This is a genomic window from Streptomyces sp. NPDC046821 (assembly GCF_040645335.1).
GTDB lineage: Bacteria > Actinomycetota > Actinomycetes > Streptomycetales > Streptomycetaceae > Streptomyces.
The window spans coordinates 13,685-34,179 of the sequence record NZ_JBEYYB010000007.1; the positions used below are offsets into that span (position 1 = coordinate 13,685).

Consider the following 20,495-nt stretch of genomic DNA (forward strand, 5'->3'; position numbering starts at 1 on the left):
CGTGCCGTCGTATATGTCACAGTCCGGGTGGATCACGTGCGCAGCATCCGTGCGATTGCCTTCGTCGCTTCCTCCACCTTCGCCTCGATCTCGTCGCCGCCCTTGACCGCGGCGTCCGCGACGCAGTGCCGCAGGTGTTCCTCGAGGAGCTGGAGCGCGAAGGACTGGAGCGCCTTCGTGGAAGCGGAGACCTGCGTGAGTATGTCGATGCAGTAGACGTCCTCGTCGACCATGCGCTGCAGGCCCCGGATCTGGCCCTCGATGCGGCGCAGGCGCTTGAGGTGCTCCGGCTTCTGGTGGTGGTAGCCGTGGATCCCGCGGTCGTGGTCGGTCACGGTCTCGTCGTCGGTGCCGGTCCCGATCTCGGTCGCGTCCGTGGTCATCGCGTCCTCCCGTTGTATACCCCTGGTGGGTATATGATACCGAATTTTCCTGGGGTCCGGCGGGTTCGCGGGACCCCGTGCCGAGCACTCTCGCCCATGGGCGACACTGGGGTATTGCCGGTTAGCCGTGGCCGGATGATGCCCTTAGCATCAGCCTGACCGAATCCAAAGCACCCCGAGGACCCCACGTGCGCTTTCGTCTGACCCCCAGGGAGACGAGCTTCTACGACATGTTTGCCGCGTCCGCGGACAACATCGTCACGGGCTCGAAACTCCTGATGGAACTGCTCGGGGCGGATTCCTCCGCCCGGGCCGAGATCGCGGAGCGGATGCGGGCAGCGGAGCACGCCGGTGACGACGCCACCCACGCGATTTTCCACCAGCTGAACTCCTCTTTCATCACGCCCTTCGACCGCGAGGACATCTACAACCTCGCGTCGTCCCTCGACGACATCATGGACTTCATGGAGGAGGCAGTCGACCTCGTCGTCCTCTACCAGGTCGAGGAACTGCCCAAGGGTGTCGAGCAGCAGATCGAGGTTCTGGCGCGCGCGGCCGAGCTGACGGCCGAGGCCATGCCGAACCTGCGGACGATGGACAACCTCACCGAGTACTGGATCGAGGTCAACCGCCTCGAGAACCAGGCCGACCAGATCCACCGCAAGCTGCTCGCGACGCTCTTCAACGGCAAGTACGACGCCATCGAGGTGCTGAAGCTCAAGCAGATCGTGGATGTGCTGGAAGAGGCGGCCGATGCCTTCGAGCACGTGGCGAACACGGTGGAGACCATCGCCGTAAAGGAGTCCTGAGGCCTTCTCATGGACACCTTCGCACTGATCTTGACCATCGGCGTCGCGCTCGGATTCACATACACGAACGGTTTTCACGACTCGGCGAACGCGATCGCCACGTCGGTCTCCACGCGTGCGCTGACGCCGCGCGCCGCGCTCGCGATGGCCGCGGTGATGAACCTCGCCGGTGCCTTCATGGGCAGCGGGGTCGCCAAGACCGTGAGTGAGGGGATCATCGCGACGCCCACCGGCGACAGGGGGATGGGCATCCTCTTCGCCGCGCTCGTCGGCGCGATCATCTGGAACCTGGTCACCTGGTACTTCGGGCTGCCGTCCTCGTCGTCGCACGCGCTGTTCGGCGGCATGGTGGGCGCGGCGCTGGCCGGCGGGACGGCCGTGCACTGGAACGGTGTGCTCGACAAGATCGTCATCCCGATGCTGACGTCGCCGGTGATCGGTCTGATCGTCGGTTACCTCGTCATGTGCGTGATCCTGTGGCTGTTCCGGCGGGCCAACCCGCACAAGGCCAAGCGCGGCTTCCGGATAGCGCAGACGGTGTCGGCGGCCGGTATGGCGCTGGGCCACGGTCTGCAGGACGCCCAGAAGACGATGGGTGTCGTCGTGATGGCCCTGGTCATCGCCGGGCACGAGACGTACAACGACCCGATCCCGGTGTGGGTCAAGCTCGTCTGCGCGACGATGCTGTCCCTCGGTACGTACGCGGGTGGCTGGCGCATCATGCGGACCCTCGGCCGCAAGATCATCGAGCTGGACCCGCCGCAGGGCTTCGCGGCCGAGACGACCGGTGCGTCGATCATGTTCGGCTCGGCGTTCCTGTTCCACGCGCCGATCTCGACGACCCACGTCATCACCTCCGCCATCATGGGCGTCGGCGCGACGAAGCGTGTGAACGCGGTGCGCTGGGGCGTCGCCAAGAACATCGTCATGGGCTGGTTCATCACGATGCCGGCGGCGGCTCTGGTCGCGGCGGCGAGCTTCGGGGTCATCAACCTGGCCTTCGGGTAGCTGTCAGGCAGTACGCAAAACAGGGCCCGCCCCCCGGGAGCCAGGGGGCGGGCCCTTTGCCTTGCGGTGGCACCGCCATGCAGCACCGCAAGGAGTAGGTGGTGGTGTCTAGCCGAAGCGGCCGGAGATGTAGTCCTCGGTGGCCTGGACCGACGGGTTGGAGAAGATGCGCTCCGTCTCGTCGATCTCGACGAGCTGGCCGGGCTGGCCGACGGCGGCCAGGTTGAAGAACGCGGTGCGGTCCGAGACGCGGGCCGCCTGCTGCATGTTGTGCGTCACGATGACGATCGTGAAGCGCTCCTTCAGCTCGCCGATCAGGTCCTCGATGGCGAGCGTCGAGATCGGGTCGAGGGCCGAGCAGGGCTCGTCCATGAGGAGCACCTGCGGCTCGACGGCGATGGCGCGGGCGATGCACAGACGCTGCTGCTGGCCGCCGGAGAGGCCGGAACCCGGCTTGTTCAGGCGGTCCTTGACCTCGTTCCAGAGGTTGGCGCCCTTGAGGGACTTCTCGACGATGTCGCCGAGCTCGCTCTTCTTGTAGGAGCCGTTGAGGCGCAGGCCCGCCGCCACGTTGTCGAAGATCGACATGGTGGGGAAGGGGTTGGGGCGCTGGAAGACCATGCCGACGGTGCGGCGCACGGCGACGGGGTCGACGTGGGTGCCGTACAGGTCCTCGTCGTCGAGCATCACCTTGCCCTCGACGCGGCCGCCGGGGGTGACCTCGTGCATACGGTTCAGGGTGCGCAGGAACGTGGACTTGCCGCAGCCGGACGGGCCGATGAAGGCCGTCACGGAGCGGGGCTCCACGGTCATCGAGATGTCGTCGATCGCCTTGTGGGAGCCGTAGTAGGCGGTCAGGCCCGATACGTCGATTCGCTTGGCCATGGGGATCACTGCTTTCGGAAAGGGAAGTGCTGAGGGTCGCTGAGGATGGCCGCGTCAGCGGCCCGTCTTGGGGGCCTTCCAGCGGGCGATGCCGCGGGCCACCAGGTTGAGGATCATGATGAAGGCGATGAGGACGAGTGCCGCCGCCCATGCCCGGTCGTACGCCGCCGGGCTGCCGCCGCTGTTCTGGTACTGCTGGTAGATGTAGAGCGGCAGCGAGGACTGGGGGCCCTGGAACGGGTTCGGGTTGATCAGCGGGTTGCCCCAGACCAGCAGCAGTACGGGCGCGGTCTCACCGGCGATGCGGGCGATGGCCAGCATCACACCGGTCGTGATGCCGCCGATCGACGTCGGCAGGACGACCTTGAGGATCGTGCGCCACTTCGGCACGCCGAGCGCGAGGGAGGCCTCGCGCAGCTCGTTCGGGACGAGCTTGAGCATCTCCTCGGTGGAGCGGACGACGACCGGGATCATCAGGATCGACAGCGCCATCGACCCGGCGAAGCCGGAGTAGCTGAAGCCGAGGATCAGGATCCAGAAGCTGAGGATGAACAGGCCCGCGACGATCGACGGGATGCCCGTCATGACGTCGACGAAGAAGGTGACGGCCTTGGCGAGCTTGCCCCGCCCGTACTCGACCAGGTAGATCGCGGTGAGCAGGCCGATCGGTACGGAGATCAGGGTGGCGAGGCCGACCTGCTCCAGGGTGCCGAGGATCGCGTGGTAGATGCCGCCGCCGGGCTCGTAGTCCGTGACGACGCCCATCGAGTGGGTCAGGAAGAAGACGTCGAGGACCTTGATGCCGCGGCTGACGGTCTCCCAGATCAGGGAGGCCAGCGGGATCACGGCGAGGACGAAGGAGACCCAGATGACGCTGGTCGCGACGCGGTCCCTGGCCTGGCGCCGGCCCTCGACCTTGGCCGCGATGGCGAACGTGCCGAACACGAAGAGGACGGCGGCGATCAGGCCCCACTGGATGTGGCTGGCCAGCCCGGCGCCGAGGCCGATCCCGCAGCCGGCCGCGACGGCGACGACGGCGATGGCGTACGGCGACCAGCGCGGCAGGCGCGCGGCGCTCAGGGAGTCGGCGGGGGCCGGCGTGGTGATCGTTGCGTGGCTCATGCGTTGGCCCCCGAGTACTCCTTGCGGCGGGCGATGATCGCGCGGGCCGCGCCGTTCACCAGCAGCGTGATGACGAAGAGGACCAGGCCGGAGGCGATGAGCGCGTCACGGCCCTGGTCGGTGGCCTCGCTGAACTTCGCGGCGATGTTCTGCGCGAAGGTGCCGCCGCCCGGGTCGAGCAGGCTGGCGTTGATCGTGAAGCCGGGGGAGAGGACGGTGGCGACGGCCATCGTCTCGCCGAGCGCGCGGCCGAGGCCCAGCATCGACGCGGAGATCACGCCGGAGCGCCCGAAGGGGATCACCGCCATGCGGATGACCTCCCAGCGCGTGGCGCCGAGCGCGAGTGCGGCCTCCTGGTGCATCAGGGGCGCCTGCCGGAAGACCTCACGGCTGACGTTGGTGATGATCGGGAGGATCATGATCGCGAGCAGGATGCCCACGGCGAGGAGGGTGCGCGGGGCGCCGCCCTGCCACTCGAGGACGTGGGTCCAGCCGAAGTACGTGTTGAGCCAGCTGTAGAAGCCGGTCAGGTGCGGCACCAGGAAGAGGGCGCCCCACAGGCCGTACACGATGGACGGTACGGCGGCGAGGAGGTCGACGACGTACGCGATGGCGCCGCCGATCTTCTTCGGTGCGTAGTGCGTGATGAACAGCGCGATGCCGACGGCGACGGGGACCGCGATCACCATGGCGATGACCGACGAGACGACGGTGCCGAAGGCGAGTACCGCGATGCCGAAGACCGGCGGGGTGTTGTTGGCGTTCCACTCGAAGGTCGTGAGGAAGTCGCCGTGGTTCTTGGACAGCACCATCGAGGCGCGGTACGTGAGGAAGGCCGCGATCGCGGCCATGATCACCAGCAGCAGGATGCCGGATCCGCGCGAGAGGCCGAGGAAGATCCGGTCACCGGGGCGGGTCGCGCCACGGTTGGACTTGAGCGGCATGGCGGGCTCCTTGGCGGGAGCGGGTGGAGCGGTGGTCTTTGTTGATATGTCCATGGGGGTTCTCCGGTCTGCGGAGCCGTGGTCGACGGCTCCAGGCGGCGGTGCACCGGACGGTGCGGCCCGCCCCCTGACGGGGACGGGCCGCACTCTGGGTCAGCTCAGGGTCGCGATGGTGTCGCGGACCTTCTGGTTGATCTCCGCGGGGATCGGCGCGTAGCCGAGGGCAGCGAGGGAGTCCTGGCCGTCCTGGCTCGCGATGTAGGTGAGGAAGGACTTGGTGGCCGGGAAGGTGTCGGCCTTGTTGCCCTTGTCGCAGACGATCTCGTAGGTGACGAGGGTGATCGGGTAGGCGCCGTCGGCCTTCGTCGCGTAGTTCAGCTTGAGCGACAGGTCCTTGCCGGTGCCGACGACCTTGGCGTCCGAGATGGCCTTGGTGGCGTTGTCGGTGGTGGCCTTGACCGGGGCGGAGGCGCCCGTGTCCAGGTCGACCGTCTTGATGCCGTCCTTGGCGTAGGAGAGCTCGAAGTACGAGATCGCGCCGGGGGTCGCCTTCACCTGCTGGGCGAGGCCGGACGAACCCTGGGCGGACTGGCCGCCCTGCGCCTGCCACGCCTTGCCGCCCGAGTACTTCCAGTCGGACGGGGCGGCGGCCTTGAGGTACTTGGTGAAGTTGTCCGTGGTGCCGGACTCGTCCGAGCGGTGGAACGCCTGGATCTTGGTGGACGGGAGCTTCGCCTTCGGGTTCAGCTTCGCGATCGCCTTGTCGTCCCAGGTCTTGATCTTGCCGTCGAAGATCTGGGCGAGGGTCGGGGCGTCCAGGACGAGGTTGTCGACGCCGGGCACGTTGTAACCGACGGCGATCGGGCCGCCGACCATCGGGAGGTCGATGCCCTGGCCGCCGGAGCAGACCTTCTTGGAGGCGGCGACCTCTTCGGGCTTCAGGGCGGAGTCCGAGCCGGCGAAGGCGACCTGGCCCTGGTTGAACGCCGTGACACCGGCGCCCGAACCCTCGGGCTTGTAGTTGATCTGCACGCCCGAGCACTCGGCGGTGTAGGCCTTGACCCAGGCCTGGATGGCGTTGGCCTGCGCGGAGGAACCGTTCGCGAGCAGCTGGCCCTTGGCGTTGTCGCACTTGATGCTGCCGGCCTTGGCCGCGGGAGCGTTGCTCGCGCCGCCGCCCGTGCTCGTGTTGTCCGAGCCGCACGCCGTGAGGGCCAGGGCGCCGGAGACGGCGATGGCGCCGAGGGAGAGGGCGCGGAGCCGGTTCTTGCGCTGAAGCTTCACTTCGGATTTTTCCTTCCAGGAGCCGCCGGTCGGTGAATCCGGGACGGCGTGCGAAGTCGTTTCGTTTCCAGGTAGGCGGTGCGCTGTTCGCTTTGGCGGGCGGCGCGCACCGGGTAAGTCCGAAATTAGGCAGGGCAGGTGAAGCGACCGAAGGGCACGAGTGAACGGCGGGTGAACCTCGGCGGTCGGCGTGGTGAGGTGCCGTGTGACGGTTGGTGACGGCTTGTGTGCGGGGTGCGACTATGCGAGATGGAGGGCGCTGAGCAGAGCCTCGACGAGGGCCTTGTCGCGGGACTGCGTCAGACGGCGGCGGGTGGCGGCGGGGGAGAGCCACAGGATCCGGTCGACCTCGCTGTTGGGTGTGAACCCGCCGTCCGTCGCCTCCGCGGCCCAGTAGTCGACCGTCTTGGGGCGTCCGTTCGCGATGTAGTTGGTGGTGGGCAGGCGGGCGCCCGGCACGCACCGGAATCCGGTCTCTTCCTCTACTTCGCGCAGCGCGCCCGCCAGTGTGTCCTCGCCGCGCTTCAGCTTGCCCTTGGGGTGGGACCAGTCGTCGTACTTGGGGCGGTGGACGACGCAGATCTCCAGGGTGCCGTCGCAGGGGGAGCGGCGCCACAGGACGCAGCCGGCTGCGCGAACGACGTCGTTGTTGCCGTTGCCGTTGCTCATGGCGTGCGGACCGACTCCTTCTGCCAGGCCCGCTGGAAGGCGAAGCGGGCGGCTTCCACTTCGTGGCGCTGGTCGGCGTGCAGGACGCCGAGGGCGTAGGCCGTCGCGGGGGCGATGCGGGGGGTGCGGGCGGCGTGGGCGGCGGCGGCCGCGGCCTCCGCCGCGTCGCGGTGGCGGTCGAGTGCGGTGGCCGCGTCCGACGGTGTCTTCGGTGGGGCGGGGGCGCCGGTCAGGACTTCCTGGGCGTAGCGGTGCAGGCGGAGGAGGAGGCGTACGTGGTGCCAGGGGGCGTCCTGGGAGGGGGGTGCCGGGTCTGCGCTGAGGCCCTGGACGAGGGCTTCCGCGTTGTAGGGGTGGCCGGCCTGGTGGAGGGGGAGGGCGTTGACGGCCTCCGTGAGGCGGGATTCGGCGGTTTCGGCGAGGGCTTGGAGGGTGGTGGTGGCGGGCCTCAGGGGGACGTCGCTGGCGAGGAGGGCGACGTTGTCTGCGACGGCGTGGAAACGGGAGGAGCCGAGGGCTTGGAGCGCGGTGGAATGGGCGCGGGTCCTTGCGAGGGTGAGCTGGCGCTCCAGTAGGGCGCCGGCCTTTGCGGCGCCGACCGTGAGATTCCCTGACGTCGTCTTTTCGTTGCGCGGCAACTGGGCTGTGCCCACCCGTTCCGCCCCAGCGGAACTGCTGCCCACAGCGGGGTGGGTTGAGGTCGGGCGGTCCGTGGCCGCGCCGGTGGGGCGGGTGCCCACGGCGGGGTGGGCTGGGGCGCCGGTGGGGCGGCTGCCCGCAGCGGGGTTGGCTGAGGCCGGGCGGTCTGCTGTGCCTGCGCCGGTGGGGCGGCTGCCCGCAGCGGGTTCCAGAGCCTGTGCGGGGAGCGCGTACGTGCCCGACAAGCGGTGCAGGGCCGAGAGCAGGCGGTCCAGGCGGAATGCGTACTGGTGTTCCTGGCCCAGTGTGGCGGAGAGCCAGGCCAGTTCTGGGCGTAGGGCGTCGGACCAGTCGGGGTCCAGGAGGGGGCGGAAGGTGTGGAGGGTGCCGCTGACCCGGCGGGCCGCGTGGCGCAGGGCGCGCGCCGCTTCGGCCGTGCCCTCGGCGCCGCCGCACTCGCGGTGCTGCCGCAGGGAGCGGAGGAACTCCGTGGCCTGCTCGCGCAGGTAGGCCGCGACGGCGTCGCCCGCGCAGCCCTCCGTTCCCGGTGTCTCAAGGTGTTGCTGTGCCACGCCTGCGCCTCCGGGCGTCTATGAGCATCTCCTGTACGTTCCGCAGGGGCCGGCCCTCCGCGTCCTTCGCGTGCCGGACCCAGTTGCCGTCGGGGCCCAGGTGCCAGGACGAGGTGGTGTCGGACATGCCCGTCTCCATGAGCCGGTTCAGGGCGCCGCGGTGGGCCGGGTCGGAGACCCTGACCAGTGCCTCGATGCGGCGGTCGAGGTTGCGGTGCATCATGTCCGCGCTGCCGATCCAGACCTCGGGCTCGCCGCCGTTGCCGAAGGCGAAGATGCGCGAGTGCTCCAGGAAGCGGCCGAGCACGGACCGTACGCGGACGTTCTCCGACAGGCCGGCGACGCCGGGCCGTACCGCGCAGATCCCGCGGACCCACACGTCGACGGGGACGCCGGCCTGCGAGGCCCGGTACATCGCGTCGATGACGGCCTCGTCGACCATCGAGTTGACCTTGAACCGGATGTAGGCGGGGCGGCCCGCGCGGTGGTGCTGGACCTCGTTGTTGATACGCGAGATCAGGCCGTCGCGCAGGGACTTGGGGGCGACGAGGAGCCGGCGGTACGTCTCGCGGCGCGAGTACCCGGACAGCCGGTTGAAGAGGTCGGAGAGGTCGGCGCCGACCTGCGAGTCGGCGGTGAGCAGGCCCAGGTCCTCGTAGAGGCGGGCCGTCTTCGGGTGGTAGTTGCCCGTGCCGACGTGGCTGTAGCGGCGCAGCGTGTCGCCCTCCTGGCGGACCACGAGCGACAGCTTGCAGTGCGTCTTCAGGCCGACGAGGCCGTACACGACATGGCAGCCGGCCTCCTCCAGTTTGCGGGCCCACTTGATGTTGGCCTGCTCGTCGAAGCGGGCCTTGATCTCGACGAGGACCAGAACCTGCTTGCCGGACTCGGCGGCGTCGATCAGCGCGTCGACGATCGGCGAGTCGCCCGAGGTCCGGTACAGCGTCTGCTTGATCGCGAGGACGTCCGGGTCGGCGGCGGCCTGCTCCAGGAAGGCCTGCACGGACGTCGAGAACGAGTCGTACGGGTGGTGGAGCAGGACGTCGCGCTCGCGCAGGGCGGCGAAGATGTCGGGCGCGGACGCGGACTCGACCTCGGACAGGTCGCGGTGGGTGCCGGCGACGTACTTGGGGTACTTCAGCTCGGGCCGGTCGAGGCCGGCGATGCCGAAGAGGCCGGTGAGGTCCAGGGGACCCGGCAGCGGGTACACCTCGGACTCGCTGATCTTCAGCTCACGTACGAGCAGGTCGAGGACGTACCGGTCGATGGTCTCCTCGACCTCCAGGCGCACGGGCGGGCCGAAGCGGCGCCGCATGAGTTCCTTCTCCAGCGCCTTGAGGAGGTTCTCGGCGTCGTCCTCCTCGACCTCCAGGTCCTCGTTCCGGGTGAGCCGGAACATGTGGTGCTCCAGGACCTCCATGCCGGGGAACAGCTCGGCCAGGTGCTTGGGCGCGGCGATGACGTCCTCGATCGGGACGTAGCGCTGGGGCGAGGCCTCCAGGAAGCGGGAGAGCAGCGGCGGCACCTTCACGCGGGCGAAGTGGCGGTGCCCGGACACCGGGTTGCGCACCACGACGGCCAGGTTCAGGGACAGGCCCGAGATGTACGGGAAGGGGTGCGCCGGGTCGACGGCCAGGGGGGTGAGCACGGGGAAGATCTGCTGCTTGAACAGGGAGAACAGCCGGGACTGCTCCTTGTCGGTGAGCTCCTCCCAGCGCACCACGTGGATGCCCTCGTCGGCGAGCGCGGGGGCGACGTCCTCCTGGTAGCAGGCGGCGTGCCGGGCCATGAGCTCGCGCGAGCGGTTCCAGATCAGTTCGAGCACTTCGCGGGGCTGGAGCCCGGAGGCCGAACGGGTGGCGACACCTGTCGCGATACGCCGTTTGAGGCCGGCGACGCGGACCATGAAGAACTCGTCCAGGTTGGACGCGAAGATCGCCAGGAAGTTGGCCCGCTCCAGGAGCGGGGTGTCGGGGTCCTCGGCCAGTTCGAGCACCCGCTCGTTGAACGCGAGCCAGCTGCGTTCCCGGTCGAGGAAGCGGCCCTGGGGCAGCTCGGCGCCGTCGTCCACGTAGTCGTCGGGGTCGGCGTCGATGTCCGCGGTGAGTTCGGGCAGGTCTGGTTCGAAGTCGCCGTTCGCGACGGTGTGCGGCCGGTGCGCGGCGATGGAGCCGACGGACGGCTGCGCGGGCGGTGCGGAGACCTGGTCCTGGGTGTTCGGCTGGCTCATGAACCCATTCTTCCGCGCTCTGGGGAGGATGGGCGCGTCGGAGAGCGCGGGCGTGAGGCGGAGTCTCCCGTCCGGGGAGGGCTCCGCCGGGGCCCCGGCAGGGTCGGACGCTGCGGGCTGCATTCACAGAGAGTCGCAAGCCCGTCTGAATGCTTGGTTACGGCGACATGACGTGCGGGGCATCGGGGGGCGACCTAGGGGTTCCCCATGAGCCCCAGGGGTTCCCCATGACGGGGGGAACCCCTAGGTACTCACACCGGGAACCCCTCAGGCGCTCACCTCGGCTGGTTCCTCTTGAGGAGCGCGAAGGTCGCGGCGACCACGAGGGCCGTCAGGGCCAGCAGGATCCCCGTCTCCACGAGCTGGAGCTGCCAGAAGTGGGACGCGGGCTGGAACTCACGGTAGAAGCCGGTGATGTTGTGCTTGACCAGGCAGTTCGCGTCGCTCACGCAGATCGGGTCGGGGACGCGGGCGCCGCTGCCGGTGACCGCGCCCTCGTCGAGGAGCAGGCCGGTGAAGCCCCGGTAGCCCTGGCGCACGCTCCCCGTGACGGTGGACGTGGCCCAGAAGTGGCCACGGAGCGAGCCGAGCGCGGTGATCACGATGCCGAAGAGCGCGAGCGAGACGCAGACCGACGTGATCACGCGCCGGGAGATGAACGCGACCAGCGCGCCGAGCGCCAGGCCGAGCAGCGGGAGCGCGACAGCGGTCGGGCCGAGGGCGCCGTAGACGCCGTTCATGAACCACTGGTTCTCGGGGAGGCCGCCCGCCTTCGACGCGACCACGTGGCGCAGCGCCACCAGGATGCCGGTGCCGGCGACGAGGAACGCGGCCGGGACGGCGAGCTTGGTGACCAGCCAGCGGACCGGGGACACGGACTGCGTCCACGCGAGCGTGGCCGTGCCGCGCTCCAGCTCGCGGCCGATGAGGGTCCCGCCCGCGAAGACGGCGGCTATCGCCGGTACGAACGTGATCAGGCTCGTGGAGAGCCCGAGCAGGTACTCGTACCGGCCCCCGCCCGGCCCGGCGGCGCTGCACGCGTTCATGACGCCCGCGACGCACTTGCCGGTGATGTGCCAGCCGGAGCCGCCCGGCCCCCACAGATACAGCAGCACGGTCGCGGTGACGGCGACGTACGCGGCCCACAGCCAGAGGGCGAGCCGGTGCAGGCGCAGGACGGTCCAGGTCAGGCCGGTCGACGGGGAGAGGGTCGCGGCGCTCATGCGGAAGCACCCTTCTTCGGCAAGTACCGGCGCAGGACGAGGAACGCGGCGACCACGGCGAGCGCGGTCAGGCCGAGCAGCACACCCGTCTCCGCGAGCTGGCGGGGCCAGTAGTCGGGGGAGGGCAGGTACGTACGGGTGAAGCCGGTGACGTGGTGGGCGTCGAGGCACTTCTGGCTGAGGTTGCAGTCGGGGTCGGAGATCCGGGCGCCCGAGGACGTGATCGCCTTGCCGTAGACCGGCAGTTCGGGCTGGAGCCGCGAGAACGGCGAGTGCTGGAAAGGCCAGTTGTTCCCGCGCATCGCGCCCGCCAGGAACTGCACGACGACGGCGACCGCGAGGGCGGGCAGCGTCCGGCGCAGGACGAGGGCGGCGAGTACGCCGACGGCGAGCCCGAAGAGGGCGTTCGCGACAGTGGCGGGCCCGAGCGAGAAGTAGAAGGAGCGGGGGCCGATGCCCGCGACCAGCAGGTGGTTGTGCGCGTTCCACACGAACCGGTACAGGACGACGAGGATGCCCGTCCCGACGGCGATGAGCACCGCGGGCACCGCCAGTTTCGCGGCGAGCCAGCGGGCGGGGGACACCGACTGCGTCCACGCCACCCGGACGGTGCCGCGCTCCAGTTCGCGGGCGATCAGCGGCCCGGCGGCGAACACGGCGATGGCCAGCGAGGCGAAGGAGATCAGTGTGGACGGCTGGTAGAAGAGGGAGTCGAACGCGCCGGGCGAGCCGAAGAACATGCCCCGGCCCGCGAACGCGTTCTCCTGCGCGCCGCTGTAGCCGAACGCGTCGAACGCCCTCTGGGCCGCGTTCGCGCCGGGTCCCCACAGCCACAGGAGCAGGCCCGCGGTGAGGACGACGAAGGCGGTCCACACCCACAGGGCGGTGCGGTGCAGGCGCAGCAGGGTGCGGACGAGGCCGGCGGTGCCGGACGTGGTGCGGCGGTCGGCCGTGTGTTCCTGAGTGGTCGTCATGCCGTCACCGCCGTGGCGCTCGCGGTCGTGCCCGGGGTGATCAGGGCGGGGGCGCCGGGGTTGCGCAGATGGGCGAGGATCAGTTCCTCCAAGGAAGGTTCTTGTGCTTCCCACGCGTTGTCGAGCGGGCCTTCGCGGCGGATCAGGGCGGTGAGGCCGCGGCCCGCCGCGCGGGACTCGACGACGGTGTGCGGGGCGAGATCGTCGGCGGTGCCGCGCCCGGTGACCAGGCTGTGGGCGGCCGTCAGGTCGTCGATGCCGCCGCCGAGCCGGATGTGTCCGCCGCCCAGGAGCAGCAAGTGGTCGCAGGCCTCGGCCAGTTCGGCCACGATGTGCGAGGACATGAGGACCGTGGTGCCGTGTTCGGCGGCGTCCGCCATCAGGGTGCCCATCAGTTCGTGGCGGGCCAGCGGGTCGAGGTCGGCCATCGGCTCGTCGAGCAGCATCAGCTCGGGCCGCTTGCCGAGCGCGAGGGCGAGGGCGACGCGGGTGCGCTGGCCGCCGGAGAGCGTGCGGACCCGGGTCTTGGGGTCGAGGCCGCCCTGCTCGACGATCCGTGCGGCGTACGCGGCGTCCCAGCGGCCCGGGTTCAGCTCCGCGCCCATGCGCAGGGTGTCCGCGATGGAGAGCTGGGGGTAGAGCGGCTTGTCCTGCGGCAGGTAGGCGACGCGGTCGCGGGCGACGCCGGGGGTGGCCCCGAGGACGGTGATCCGTCCGGCGGTGGGCCGCAGGAGACCGGCGGCGAGGGCGAGGAGCGTGGACTTCCCGGCGCCGTTGGGCCCGACCAGGGCGCTGATCCGGCCGGCGGGCAGCCGGAACGAGCAGGCGTCGAGAGCGGCCTGGCCATGGCGGCCGTACCGCTTTCCGAGCCCTGTCGCCTCGATGGCGACGCCCTGGGTGGTGCTGGTGGAAGTCACTGGTCCCCCTTCGGGAAGTTCTCGTCCAGTACGGCGCTGAACAGTGCGGCCACGTCCTCGCGGTCGAGGCCTTCGGCGTGTGCGCGGCGGGCCCAGTCCGCGAGTTCGGCGCGCAGCGGTGAGTCGGCCGGGGCCGCGCCGAGCGTTCGGCGCACGAAGGTGCCGAGGCCTCTGCGGGCCTCGACCAGCCCCTCGCGCTCCAGCTCGCGGTACGCCTTGAGCACGGTGTTCGGGTTGATCGCGGTGGCTTCGACGACCTCGCGGGCCGTGGGCAGCTTGTCGCCGGGTTCCAGCAGGCCGAGGCGGAGGGCCTGCTTGGTCTGCTGGACGATCTGGAGGTAGGTGGCGACGCCGCTGCGCCGGTCGATCCGGTACTCGACCACGTTCCAACACCACCCTTTCACTAATCAAGTAGTGAAAGGGTGGTGCAAAAGAGGGGCAGTGTCAACCGACGACTGCCCCTCAGCTGCCTATGTGTGCGCTGACCTGCGGCTATGGCTCCGTGCTCGCGTGCGCCGAGCCGCGCCTACGACCTGGTCAGGACTCCGTGCGGTACATCAGGTCCGTCTCGTGGGTGACGAAGCCGAGGCGCTCGTACACCGTGACCGCCGGCTTGTTGTCGGCGTCGACGTAGAGCATCGCCGTCGGCAGACCGGACGCCGTCAGATGGCGCAGGCCCACCGCCGTGAGCGCCTTGCCGAGGCCGCCGCCCTGGGCGTCCGGCGAGACCCCGACGACGTACACCTCGCCGAGGCCTTCCTCCGCGTGCACCTTGGTCCAGTGGAAGCCGACGACCTCGCCGTCGCTCTCGCGTACGGCGAGGAAGAAGCCGGCCGGGTCGAACCACGGCTCGGCCTTGCGGTCGTCCAGGTCGCGCTGGGTCAGGGAGCCCTGCTCGGGGTGGTGGGCGAACGCCGCCGCGTTCACCGCGAGCCAGGCCGCGTCGTCCTCGCCGGGGACGAAGGTCCGGATGCTTACGCCCTGGGGCAGCACCGGCTCGGGCAGCTCGGGGCCCTCGGCCAACGGGCGCCGCATCTGGCGCAGTTCGCGGAACAGGGTCAGGCCGAGGACCTGCGACAGGTGCCGGGCCGCCGCGTGGCCGCCGTGCGCCCAGACCCGCAGCCGCTTGCCGGACGCGGCGAGCAGCGCCGAACCGAGCGCCCGCCCGTGCCCGTGCCCGCGGTGGTCGGGGTGCACGACCAGCTCGGCCGCCGGCGCCTCGATCGGGTCCGTGTCCTCCAGCTGGCCGTAGCCGACCAGTTCGCCGCCGACGGTCAGCAGGAGATGGCGCACGCCTTCCCGGGGCCCGCCGCGCAGTTGCAGACGGCCCTGCTCCGACACCGCCTGCTGCCCGTCGGCACGGGCGGCGTCCGAGAGGATCGTGGAGACGGCCTCCGCCTGTTCGGGCGTGAGGGCCGTGAGCGTGTCGATCTGGCGGTCGGGGGTGGCGGGCGCGGCGTCGCTGGTCATGGAGAAGAGGGTACGGGGGAGGGCCCGGCCCGGTCCGGGGAATCCTGCCCGCCGGGCGGGCGACGGCACGACGGCAACCAGCTCGTGACCCGCAAACCTCTGTCGCGCTACGCGCGTTGACCCTAGGCTGCGGGATCGAGTCAGGTCACATCGTTCAAGCCACGTCACACCGTCACCGTCGTCTCACGGCACCCACAGGGGGACGTATCCGATGAAGTCACAGTCACCGCGCAGACCCGGACGCAAGGCCGCGGCGCGGATTCTCGCCGCGGCGGCCGGGCTCGCCACCGCCGGGGCGCTCGTCGCGGCCATGCCCGCGAACGCCACGCAGGACACGCAGGGGGACCATGGCGGCACGGTCGACGTGCAGCTCCTCTCCTTCAACGACTTCCACGGGAACCTGGAGCCGCCGGCCGGGTCCTCGGGGCAGGTGACGGAGACGCTGCCGGACGGCACGAAGAAGAACATCGACGCGGGCGGTGTCGAGTACCTGGCCACGTCGCTGCGGACCGCGCGTCAGGGGCACCCGTACAGTGTCACGGCCGCGGCCGGGGACCTGATCGGGGCCAGTCCGCTGATGTCCGGGCTCTTCCACGACGAGCCGACGGTCGAGGCGATGAACAAGCTCGACCTGGACGTGACCAGCGTCGGCAACCACGAGTTCGACGAGGGCGCGACCGAGCTGGCCCGGATGCAGAACGGCGGCTGCCACCCCAAGGACGGCTGTTACGAGGCCGGCAAGACCTTCAAGGGCGCCGACTACCCCTACCTCGCAGCCAATGTGACGGACGAGAAGACCGGCAAGCCCGTCCTCGCCCCCTACTGGGTGTGGAAGCACGACGGTGTGAAGATCGGCTTCATCGGCGTGACCCTTGAGGGCACCCCCGACATCGTCTCCGCCGACGGCGTCAAGGGCCTCAAGTTCCACGACGAGATCGAGACGGTCAACAAGTACGCCAAGATCCTCGACGAGCAGGGCGTGAAGTCGATCGTCGCGCTCATCCACGAGGGCGGCGTCCCGGCCTCCGGCTCGTACAACTACGACTGCGACTCGCCGAGCGGCGGCGCGGGGATCTCGGGTCCGATCGTCGACATCGCCAAGGGCATCTCGCCGAAGGTCGACGCGCTCGTCACCGGCCACACCCACAACGCGTACGTCTGCACGATCCCCGACCCCTCGGGCAAGCCCCGCCTGGTCACGTCGGCGTCCTCGTACGGGAAGCTCTACACGGACACGACCCTGACGTACGACCGCCGCACCAAGGACATCGTGCGTACGTCGGTGAAGTCCGCCAACCACGTGGTGAGCCGGACGCAGCCGAAGGCGCCGGACATGACCGCGCTCATCGGCCGCTGGAACAAGCTGGCCGCGCCCGTCGCGAACCGGCCGGTCGGCTACATCTCGGCCGACATCCCGGGCCGCGGCGCCGGTGTGCCGGAGGAGCCGCTCGGCGACCTGATCGCGGACGCGCAGCTCGCGCACGCCAAGTCGCTCGACCCGAAGTCCGTGCTCGCCCTGATGAATCCCGGAGGCGTGCGCTCCGACCTCGTGTACAAGGCGAGCGGCAGCGAGGGCGACGGGGTCGTCACCTACGGGGAGGGCTTCACCGTGCAGCCCTTCAGCAACACCGTGAACCTCGTCGACCTGACCGGCGCGCAGGTGATCGCCGCGCTCCAGCAGCAGGTCAGCGGCACGAACGAGGCCTCGCCGAGGATCCTCCAGCCGTCGGAGGGGCTCACGTACACGCTCGACATGCGGAAGTCGGGCGCGGACCGCGTCGTCGTCGACTCCATCCGGCTGAACGGTGCCGCGATCGACCCGGCGGCGACCTACCGCGTTGCGATGAACTCGTTCCTCGCGGGCGGTGGCGACGGCTTCGCGGCGCTCGGTCAGGGCAAGAACCCGCTGGTCGGCAGCGACGACCTGGCGGCGTTCAACGACTATCTGACGGCGAACTCGTCGCCGGCGTCGCCGATCGCCCCGCCGAAGGGCGACCGGATCACGATCATCAAGTGACGTGACCTAGGGGGTGCCCGGCTGCTCTGTGCGCCGGGCGCCCCCTTCCGCGTATCCCCTAAGGCACGTCAGGGATGTCCGGCGGAGGCGTCGGCGCCCCCGGCAGCTGCACCGTCGCCACCGTGCCGCCGCCCTCCGCCGCCCCCAGCTCCACCGTGCCGCCGCAGCTCTCCACCGTGCGGGCCACGATCGACAGGCCGAGGCCCGACCCCGGCAGCGCCCGCGCCGTCTGCGAACGCCAGAACCGGTCGAAGACGTAAGGGAGTTCGTCGTCGGGGATGCCGGGCCCGTGATCGCGCACCGTCAGCCGGCCGCGCATCAGCACGACCTCGACGCTCCCCGCCGGCGGGCTGAACTTGACCGCGTTGTCGAGCAGATTGACGATCGCCCGCTCAAGGGACGCGGGCTCGGCCCGTACGTACCAGGGCGCCAGCTCCGACGTGATCGTCAGCTCGGGCCCGCGCAGCCGGGCCCGCTCCAGCGCCGTGCGGACCGTGTCGTGCAGTGCGACGACCCGGATGGTCCCTTCGCTGCCGGCCAGACCCGTACGGGACAGCTCCTGGAGATCCCCGATGAGCGCGGCGAGTTCCGTCATCTGCGCCTTCAGGGATGCCATCAGCGCCTTGCGGTCCTCCGGGGGGATCGCCCGGCCCGTCGCCTCGCTGCGGGAGAGCAGTTCGATGTTGGTGCGCATCGAGGTGAGCGGCGTCCGCAGCTCGTGGCCCGCGTCGGCGATGAGCTGCTGCTGGAGCTCGCGGGACGAGGCGAGCGACGCGGTCATCGAGTTGAATGACGAGGACAGCCGCGCGATCTCGTCGTCGCCCTCCACGGGGATGCGGACCGTGAGGTCCTCGGTCCTGGCCACGTGCTCGACGGTGTTGGTGAGTTCGTCGACGGGACGCAGTCCGGACCGGGCCACCCACAGGCCCGCCGCGCCCGCGCCGAGCACGCCGATGCCGGAGACGAGGAGCAGCACCCAGGCCAGCGTGGTCAGCGGCTTGGTGACCTCGCTGGTGGGTGTGGCGAGGGAGACGGCGACGCCCGCGACCCGGGTGTCGTCGCTCGTGACGACGGGGAGCGTGAGGACCCGCATCCGTGTGCCGGCCCTGTCGACGGTCGTGTGCAGCGCGCTCGGCGACGTGCCCTGCGCGACGGCGAGATCGGCGGACTGCACCGGGATCGGCGGCGCGTCCGGCGTCGTGCACACCCGGCCGCTCGTGTAGATGACCTGCACGGTCGGGCCCCGGAAGTGGATGTAGCCGGGGACGCGCTGGTTGCAGTTGTCCGTGATGAAGTTGACCTGGTCGCTGCTCACGGAGTGGCTCTGGCTGCGCAGATTGCTGTCGAGCTGGCCGTAGAGCTGGCCGCGCACGATGAACCAGCAGATCGTCGCCACGGCCGCGACCGCGATCGCCACCGCCGTCGCGACCAGCAGGGCGAGCCGCGATCTCAGCGGCAGGGAGCGCAGCCGCCGCACGAACCGGCTCATTCGCTGCCCGCCGCCCGCAGGACGTACCCCACCCCGCGCACCGTGTGCACGAGCCGCGCCTCGCCCCCGGCCTCCGTCTTGCGCCGCAGGTACATGACGTACACATCCAGGGAGTTGGAGCTGGGCTCGAAGTCGAAGCCCCAGACGGACTTGAGAATCTGCTCGCGGGTGAGGACCTGGCGCGGGTGGGCGAGGAACATCTCCAGGAGCGTGAACTCGGTGCGGGTCAGCTCGACGGTGCGGTCCCCGCGGGTGACCTCGCGGGTCGCCAGGTTCATCCGCAGGTCCGCGAAGGTCAGCACGTTATTCGTCTCGGCCGCCGCGTCCGCCGCCGAGGCGTACGCGCCGCGCCGCAGCAGTGCCCGTACCCGTGCGAAGAGTTCGTCGAGTTCGAACGGCTTGACCAGGTAGTCGTCGGCGCCCGCGTCGAGTCCGGTGACGCGGTCGCCGACGGTGTCGCGGGCCGTGAGCATCAGGATCGGGGTGCGCGACCCGCCGGCGCGCAGCCGGCGGGCGGCGGTCAGGCCGTCCATGCGCGGCATCTGGATGTCGAGGACGAGCAGGTCGGGCGCGTACGCGGCGGCCTTGTCGAGCGCGTCGGCGCCGTCGACGGCGGTCTCCGTGCCGTAGCCCTCGAAGGCGAGGCTGCGGCGCAGCGCCTCGCGGACGGCGGGTTCGTCGTCGACGATGAGAATGCGCTGGGGTTCGCGGTCGCCTTCGGCGGGGCTCATGGGCGGGTTTCCTCGGGGGTGCGGGCGGTGGTCGGGGGCCGGTATCAGCCTCGCACGGTCAGTTGCCGGAGGGGCCGCCGCTGCGCAGCGAGGCGAGGTCGGCCTTGACCGTGTTGACCGGGATGGCGAAGCCGAGGCCGATGCTGCCGGCGCCGGACGACCCGCCCCCGCCACCCGAACTCGGGGCGTACATCGCGGAGTTGATGCCGATGATGTTGCCGTTCATGTCGATGAGGGCGCCGCCGGAGTTGCCGGGGTTGAGGGACGCGTCGGTCTGGATGGCCTTGTACGTCGTGGTCGACGAGCCGGTGTCGCCGTTGAACTGGCGCCCGCCGAACTCGAACGGCCACTGGTCGCCGCTGCCGCTGCCGCCGCCCTGTTGCTGCTGCTGGCCCTGGTCCGTGGGGACGGTGACGTCGCGGTCGAGGGCGGAGACGATGCCGCTCGTGACGGTGCCGGCCAGGCCCTCGGGGGAGCCGATGGCGACGACCTGGTCGCCGACCTTCAGGGCGGAGGAGTTGCCGAGCGAGGCGGGCCTCAGCCCGGACGCGCCGCGCACCTTGACGAGGGCGAGGTCCTTCTTGGCGTCGGTGCCGACGATGTCCGCGGTGTACGTCTTGCCGTCGCTGGTGTGCACCTTGACGGAGGAGGCACCGGAGACGACGTGGTTGTTGGTGACGATCTCGCCGCCGCGCGTGACGATGACGCCGGAGCCGGTGGAGCTGCCCCCGTTCGACTGGGCGCTGATCTCCACGATGCTCGGGCTGACGGCCGCGGCGACACCGGCGATGCTGCCCTTCTGGCTGGCGGGCACGACGCTCGCCCCGGCGTTGACGGTCGTGGACTCGTTGTCGGTGAGCTGCTGGAACGCGTACGAGGTGGCGCCGCCCACGGCCGCCGCGGCGACGGCGACGGCGGCGAGGAGCCCGAAGGGTCCCCGGAGCCGGCGCGGCCGGGGGGCCGCGGCGTGGACGGGCGCGTACGCGGGCGGAGGCGGATAGGCGCCGCCCGGCTCGGGGGTCCCCGGATACGAGGACTGCTGCGGGTCCTGCGGGTACTCGCCGCTCGGGCGGAAGCTCTCGGTCATACGGCAAAGCGTGCGCCGCGTTCATGAGAGCACGGTGAGGGT

General features: G+C 70.4%; 19 protein-coding genes. 3 read left to right on the forward strand and 16 right to left on the reverse strand.

What is annotated here, in order from left to right:
• Positions 1 to 32 precede the first annotated feature (32 nt).
• Positions 33 to 383, reverse strand: a complete 351-nt coding sequence (locus ABZ893_RS15105; protein WP_361402533.1) for a metal-sensitive transcriptional regulator — start codon at positions 381 to 383, stop codon at positions 33 to 35.
• 188 nt (positions 384 to 571) lie between these two features.
• Between ABZ893_RS15105 and ABZ893_RS15110 the strand changes: the two genes are divergently transcribed.
• Positions 572 to 1,192 (forward strand): DUF47 family protein, encoded by a 621-nt coding sequence (locus ABZ893_RS15110; RefSeq protein WP_111665497.1) that lies wholly within the window; start codon positions 572 to 574, stop codon positions 1,190 to 1,192.
• Between the two features lie 9 nt (positions 1,193 to 1,201).
• Positions 1,202 to 2,200: an inorganic phosphate transporter gene (locus tag ABZ893_RS15115; protein ID WP_361402536.1), complete on the forward strand. Its 999-nt coding sequence runs from the start codon at positions 1,202 to 1,204 to the stop codon at positions 2,198 to 2,200.
• 108 nt (positions 2,201 to 2,308) lie between these two features.
• Here the strand turns inward: ABZ893_RS15115 and pstB are convergent, their stop codons facing one another.
• From pstB to mshD, 12 genes are all read right to left on the reverse strand, one after another.
• Complete coding sequence (pstB, locus tag ABZ893_RS15120; RefSeq protein ID WP_361402539.1) at positions 2,309 to 3,085, reverse strand: phosphate ABC transporter ATP-binding protein PstB; 777 nt, start codon at positions 3,083 to 3,085, stop codon at positions 2,309 to 2,311.
• Positions 3,086 to 3,139: 54 nt separating this feature from the next.
• Complete coding sequence (gene pstA / locus ABZ893_RS15125) at positions 3,140 to 4,207, reverse strand: phosphate ABC transporter permease PstA (RefSeq protein ID WP_361402541.1); 1,068 nt, start codon at positions 4,205 to 4,207, stop codon at positions 3,140 to 3,142.
• The gene (gene pstC / locus ABZ893_RS15130) at positions 4,204 to 5,205 is read right to left on the reverse strand and encodes a phosphate ABC transporter permease subunit PstC (protein ID WP_361402544.1); all 1,002 of its coding nucleotides are present in this window, start codon (positions 5,203 to 5,205) and stop codon (positions 4,204 to 4,206) included. Before pstC ends, pstA begins: the two co-directional genes overlap by 4 nt.
• A 99-nt stretch (positions 5,206 to 5,304) precedes the next feature.
• On the reverse strand, positions 5,305 to 6,435 hold the full coding sequence (gene pstS, locus ABZ893_RS15135; RefSeq protein ID WP_361402547.1) for a phosphate ABC transporter substrate-binding protein PstS: 1,131 nt from the start codon (positions 6,433 to 6,435) through the stop codon (positions 5,305 to 5,307).
• A 240-nt stretch (positions 6,436 to 6,675) separates the two neighbouring features.
• Positions 6,676 to 7,104, reverse strand: a complete 429-nt coding sequence (locus ABZ893_RS15140) for an NUDIX hydrolase (RefSeq protein WP_361402550.1) — start codon at positions 7,102 to 7,104, stop codon at positions 6,676 to 6,678.
• On the reverse strand, positions 7,101 to 8,315 hold the full coding sequence (locus tag ABZ893_RS15145; protein ID WP_361402553.1) for a CHAD domain-containing protein: 1,215 nt from the start codon (positions 8,313 to 8,315) through the stop codon (positions 7,101 to 7,103). Before ABZ893_RS15145 ends, ABZ893_RS15140 begins: the two co-directional genes overlap by 4 nt.
• Positions 8,296 to 10,545, reverse strand: coding sequence for an RNA degradosome polyphosphate kinase (locus ABZ893_RS15150; protein WP_361402555.1), 2,250 nt, complete (start codon positions 10,543 to 10,545; stop codon positions 8,296 to 8,298). The genes ABZ893_RS15145 and ABZ893_RS15150 overlap by 20 nt, the downstream gene beginning before the upstream one ends.
• A 275-nt stretch (positions 10,546 to 10,820) precedes the next feature.
• Positions 10,821 to 11,768 (reverse strand): ABC transporter permease, encoded by a 948-nt coding sequence (locus ABZ893_RS15155; protein WP_361402558.1) that lies wholly within the window; start codon positions 11,766 to 11,768, stop codon positions 10,821 to 10,823.
• Complete coding sequence (locus ABZ893_RS15160; RefSeq protein ID WP_361402561.1) at positions 11,765 to 12,742, reverse strand: hypothetical protein; 978 nt, start codon at positions 12,740 to 12,742, stop codon at positions 11,765 to 11,767. The genes ABZ893_RS15155 and ABZ893_RS15160 overlap by 4 nt, the downstream gene beginning before the upstream one ends.
• Positions 12,739 to 13,659: an ABC transporter ATP-binding protein gene (locus ABZ893_RS15165; RefSeq protein ID WP_361402563.1), complete on the reverse strand. Its 921-nt coding sequence runs from the start codon at positions 13,657 to 13,659 to the stop codon at positions 12,739 to 12,741. Before ABZ893_RS15165 ends, ABZ893_RS15160 begins: the two co-directional genes overlap by 4 nt.
• Positions 13,656 to 14,042, reverse strand: coding sequence for a GntR family transcriptional regulator (locus ABZ893_RS15170; RefSeq protein WP_361402566.1), 387 nt, complete (start codon positions 14,040 to 14,042; stop codon positions 13,656 to 13,658). Before ABZ893_RS15170 ends, ABZ893_RS15165 begins: the two co-directional genes overlap by 4 nt.
• Before the next feature lie 154 nt (positions 14,043 to 14,196).
• On the reverse strand, positions 14,197 to 15,129 hold the full coding sequence (mshD, locus tag ABZ893_RS15175; protein ID WP_361402569.1) for a mycothiol synthase: 933 nt from the start codon (positions 15,127 to 15,129) through the stop codon (positions 14,197 to 14,199).
• Between the two features lie 211 nt (positions 15,130 to 15,340).
• Between mshD and ABZ893_RS15180 the strand changes: the two genes are divergently transcribed.
• Complete coding sequence (locus ABZ893_RS15180; RefSeq protein WP_361402572.1) at positions 15,341 to 17,146, forward strand: bifunctional metallophosphatase/5'-nucleotidase; 1,806 nt, start codon at positions 15,341 to 15,343, stop codon at positions 17,144 to 17,146.
• Positions 17,147 to 17,204: 58 nt separating this feature from the next.
• Here the strand turns inward: ABZ893_RS15180 and ABZ893_RS15185 are convergent, their stop codons facing one another.
• From ABZ893_RS15185 to ABZ893_RS15195, 3 genes are read right to left on the reverse strand one after another with little or no spacing between them, the layout of a single operon-like run.
• Complete coding sequence (locus ABZ893_RS15185; RefSeq protein WP_361402575.1) at positions 17,205 to 18,635, reverse strand: HAMP domain-containing sensor histidine kinase; 1,431 nt, start codon at positions 18,633 to 18,635, stop codon at positions 17,205 to 17,207.
• A complete protein-coding gene (locus ABZ893_RS15190; protein WP_361402578.1) occupies positions 18,632 to 19,366 on the reverse strand; it encodes a response regulator transcription factor in 735 nt (244 codons plus the stop codon). Before ABZ893_RS15190 ends, ABZ893_RS15185 begins: the two co-directional genes overlap by 4 nt.
• A gap of 58 nt (positions 19,367 to 19,424) precedes the next feature.
• Entirely contained in the window at positions 19,425 to 20,453 is a 1,029-nt protein-coding gene (locus ABZ893_RS15195) for a trypsin-like peptidase domain-containing protein (RefSeq protein ID WP_361402581.1), read from the reverse strand.
• Positions 20,454 to 20,495 lie beyond the last annotated feature (42 nt).

Coding starts and splice junctions, on each gene's coding strand:
- mshD (WP_361402569.1), bottom strand. CDS start 15,129: ATGACCAGCGACGCCGCGCCCGCCACCCCCGACCGCCAGATCGACACG.
- pstB (WP_361402539.1), bottom strand. CDS start 3,085: ATGGCCAAGCGAATCGACGTATCGGGCCTGACCGCCTACTACGGCTCC.
- ABZ893_RS15150 (WP_361402555.1), bottom strand. CDS start 10,545: ATGAGCCAGCCGAACACCCAGGACCAGGTCTCCGCACCGCCCGCGCAG.
- ABZ893_RS15155 (WP_361402558.1), bottom strand. CDS start 11,768: ATGAGCGCCGCGACCCTCTCCCCGTCGACCGGCCTGACCTGGACCGTC.
- ABZ893_RS15180 (WP_361402572.1), top strand. CDS start 15,341: ATGAAGTCACAGTCACCGCGCAGACCCGGACGCAAGGCCGCGGCGCGG.
- pstC (WP_361402544.1), bottom strand. CDS start 5,205: ATGGACATATCAACAAAGACCACCGCTCCACCCGCTCCCGCCAAGGAG.
- ABZ893_RS15190 (WP_361402578.1), bottom strand. CDS start 19,366: ATGAGCCCCGCCGAAGGCGACCGCGAACCCCAGCGCATTCTCATCGTC.
- ABZ893_RS15105 (WP_361402533.1), bottom strand. CDS start 383: ATGACCACGGACGCGACCGAGATCGGGACCGGCACCGACGACGAGACC.
- ABZ893_RS15160 (WP_361402561.1), bottom strand. CDS start 12,742: ATGACGACCACTCAGGAACACACGGCCGACCGCCGCACCACGTCCGGC.
- pstA (WP_361402541.1), bottom strand. CDS start 4,207: ATGAGCCACGCAACGATCACCACGCCGGCCCCCGCCGACTCCCTGAGC.
- ABZ893_RS15140 (WP_361402550.1), bottom strand. CDS start 7,104: ATGAGCAACGGCAACGGCAACAACGACGTCGTTCGCGCAGCCGGCTGC.
- ABZ893_RS15185 (WP_361402575.1), bottom strand. CDS start 18,635: ATGAGCCGGTTCGTGCGGCGGCTGCGCTCCCTGCCGCTGAGATCGCGG.
- ABZ893_RS15115 (WP_361402536.1), top strand. CDS start 1,202: ATGGACACCTTCGCACTGATCTTGACCATCGGCGTCGCGCTCGGATTC.
- ABZ893_RS15195 (WP_361402581.1), bottom strand. CDS start 20,453: ATGACCGAGAGCTTCCGCCCGAGCGGCGAGTACCCGCAGGACCCGCAG.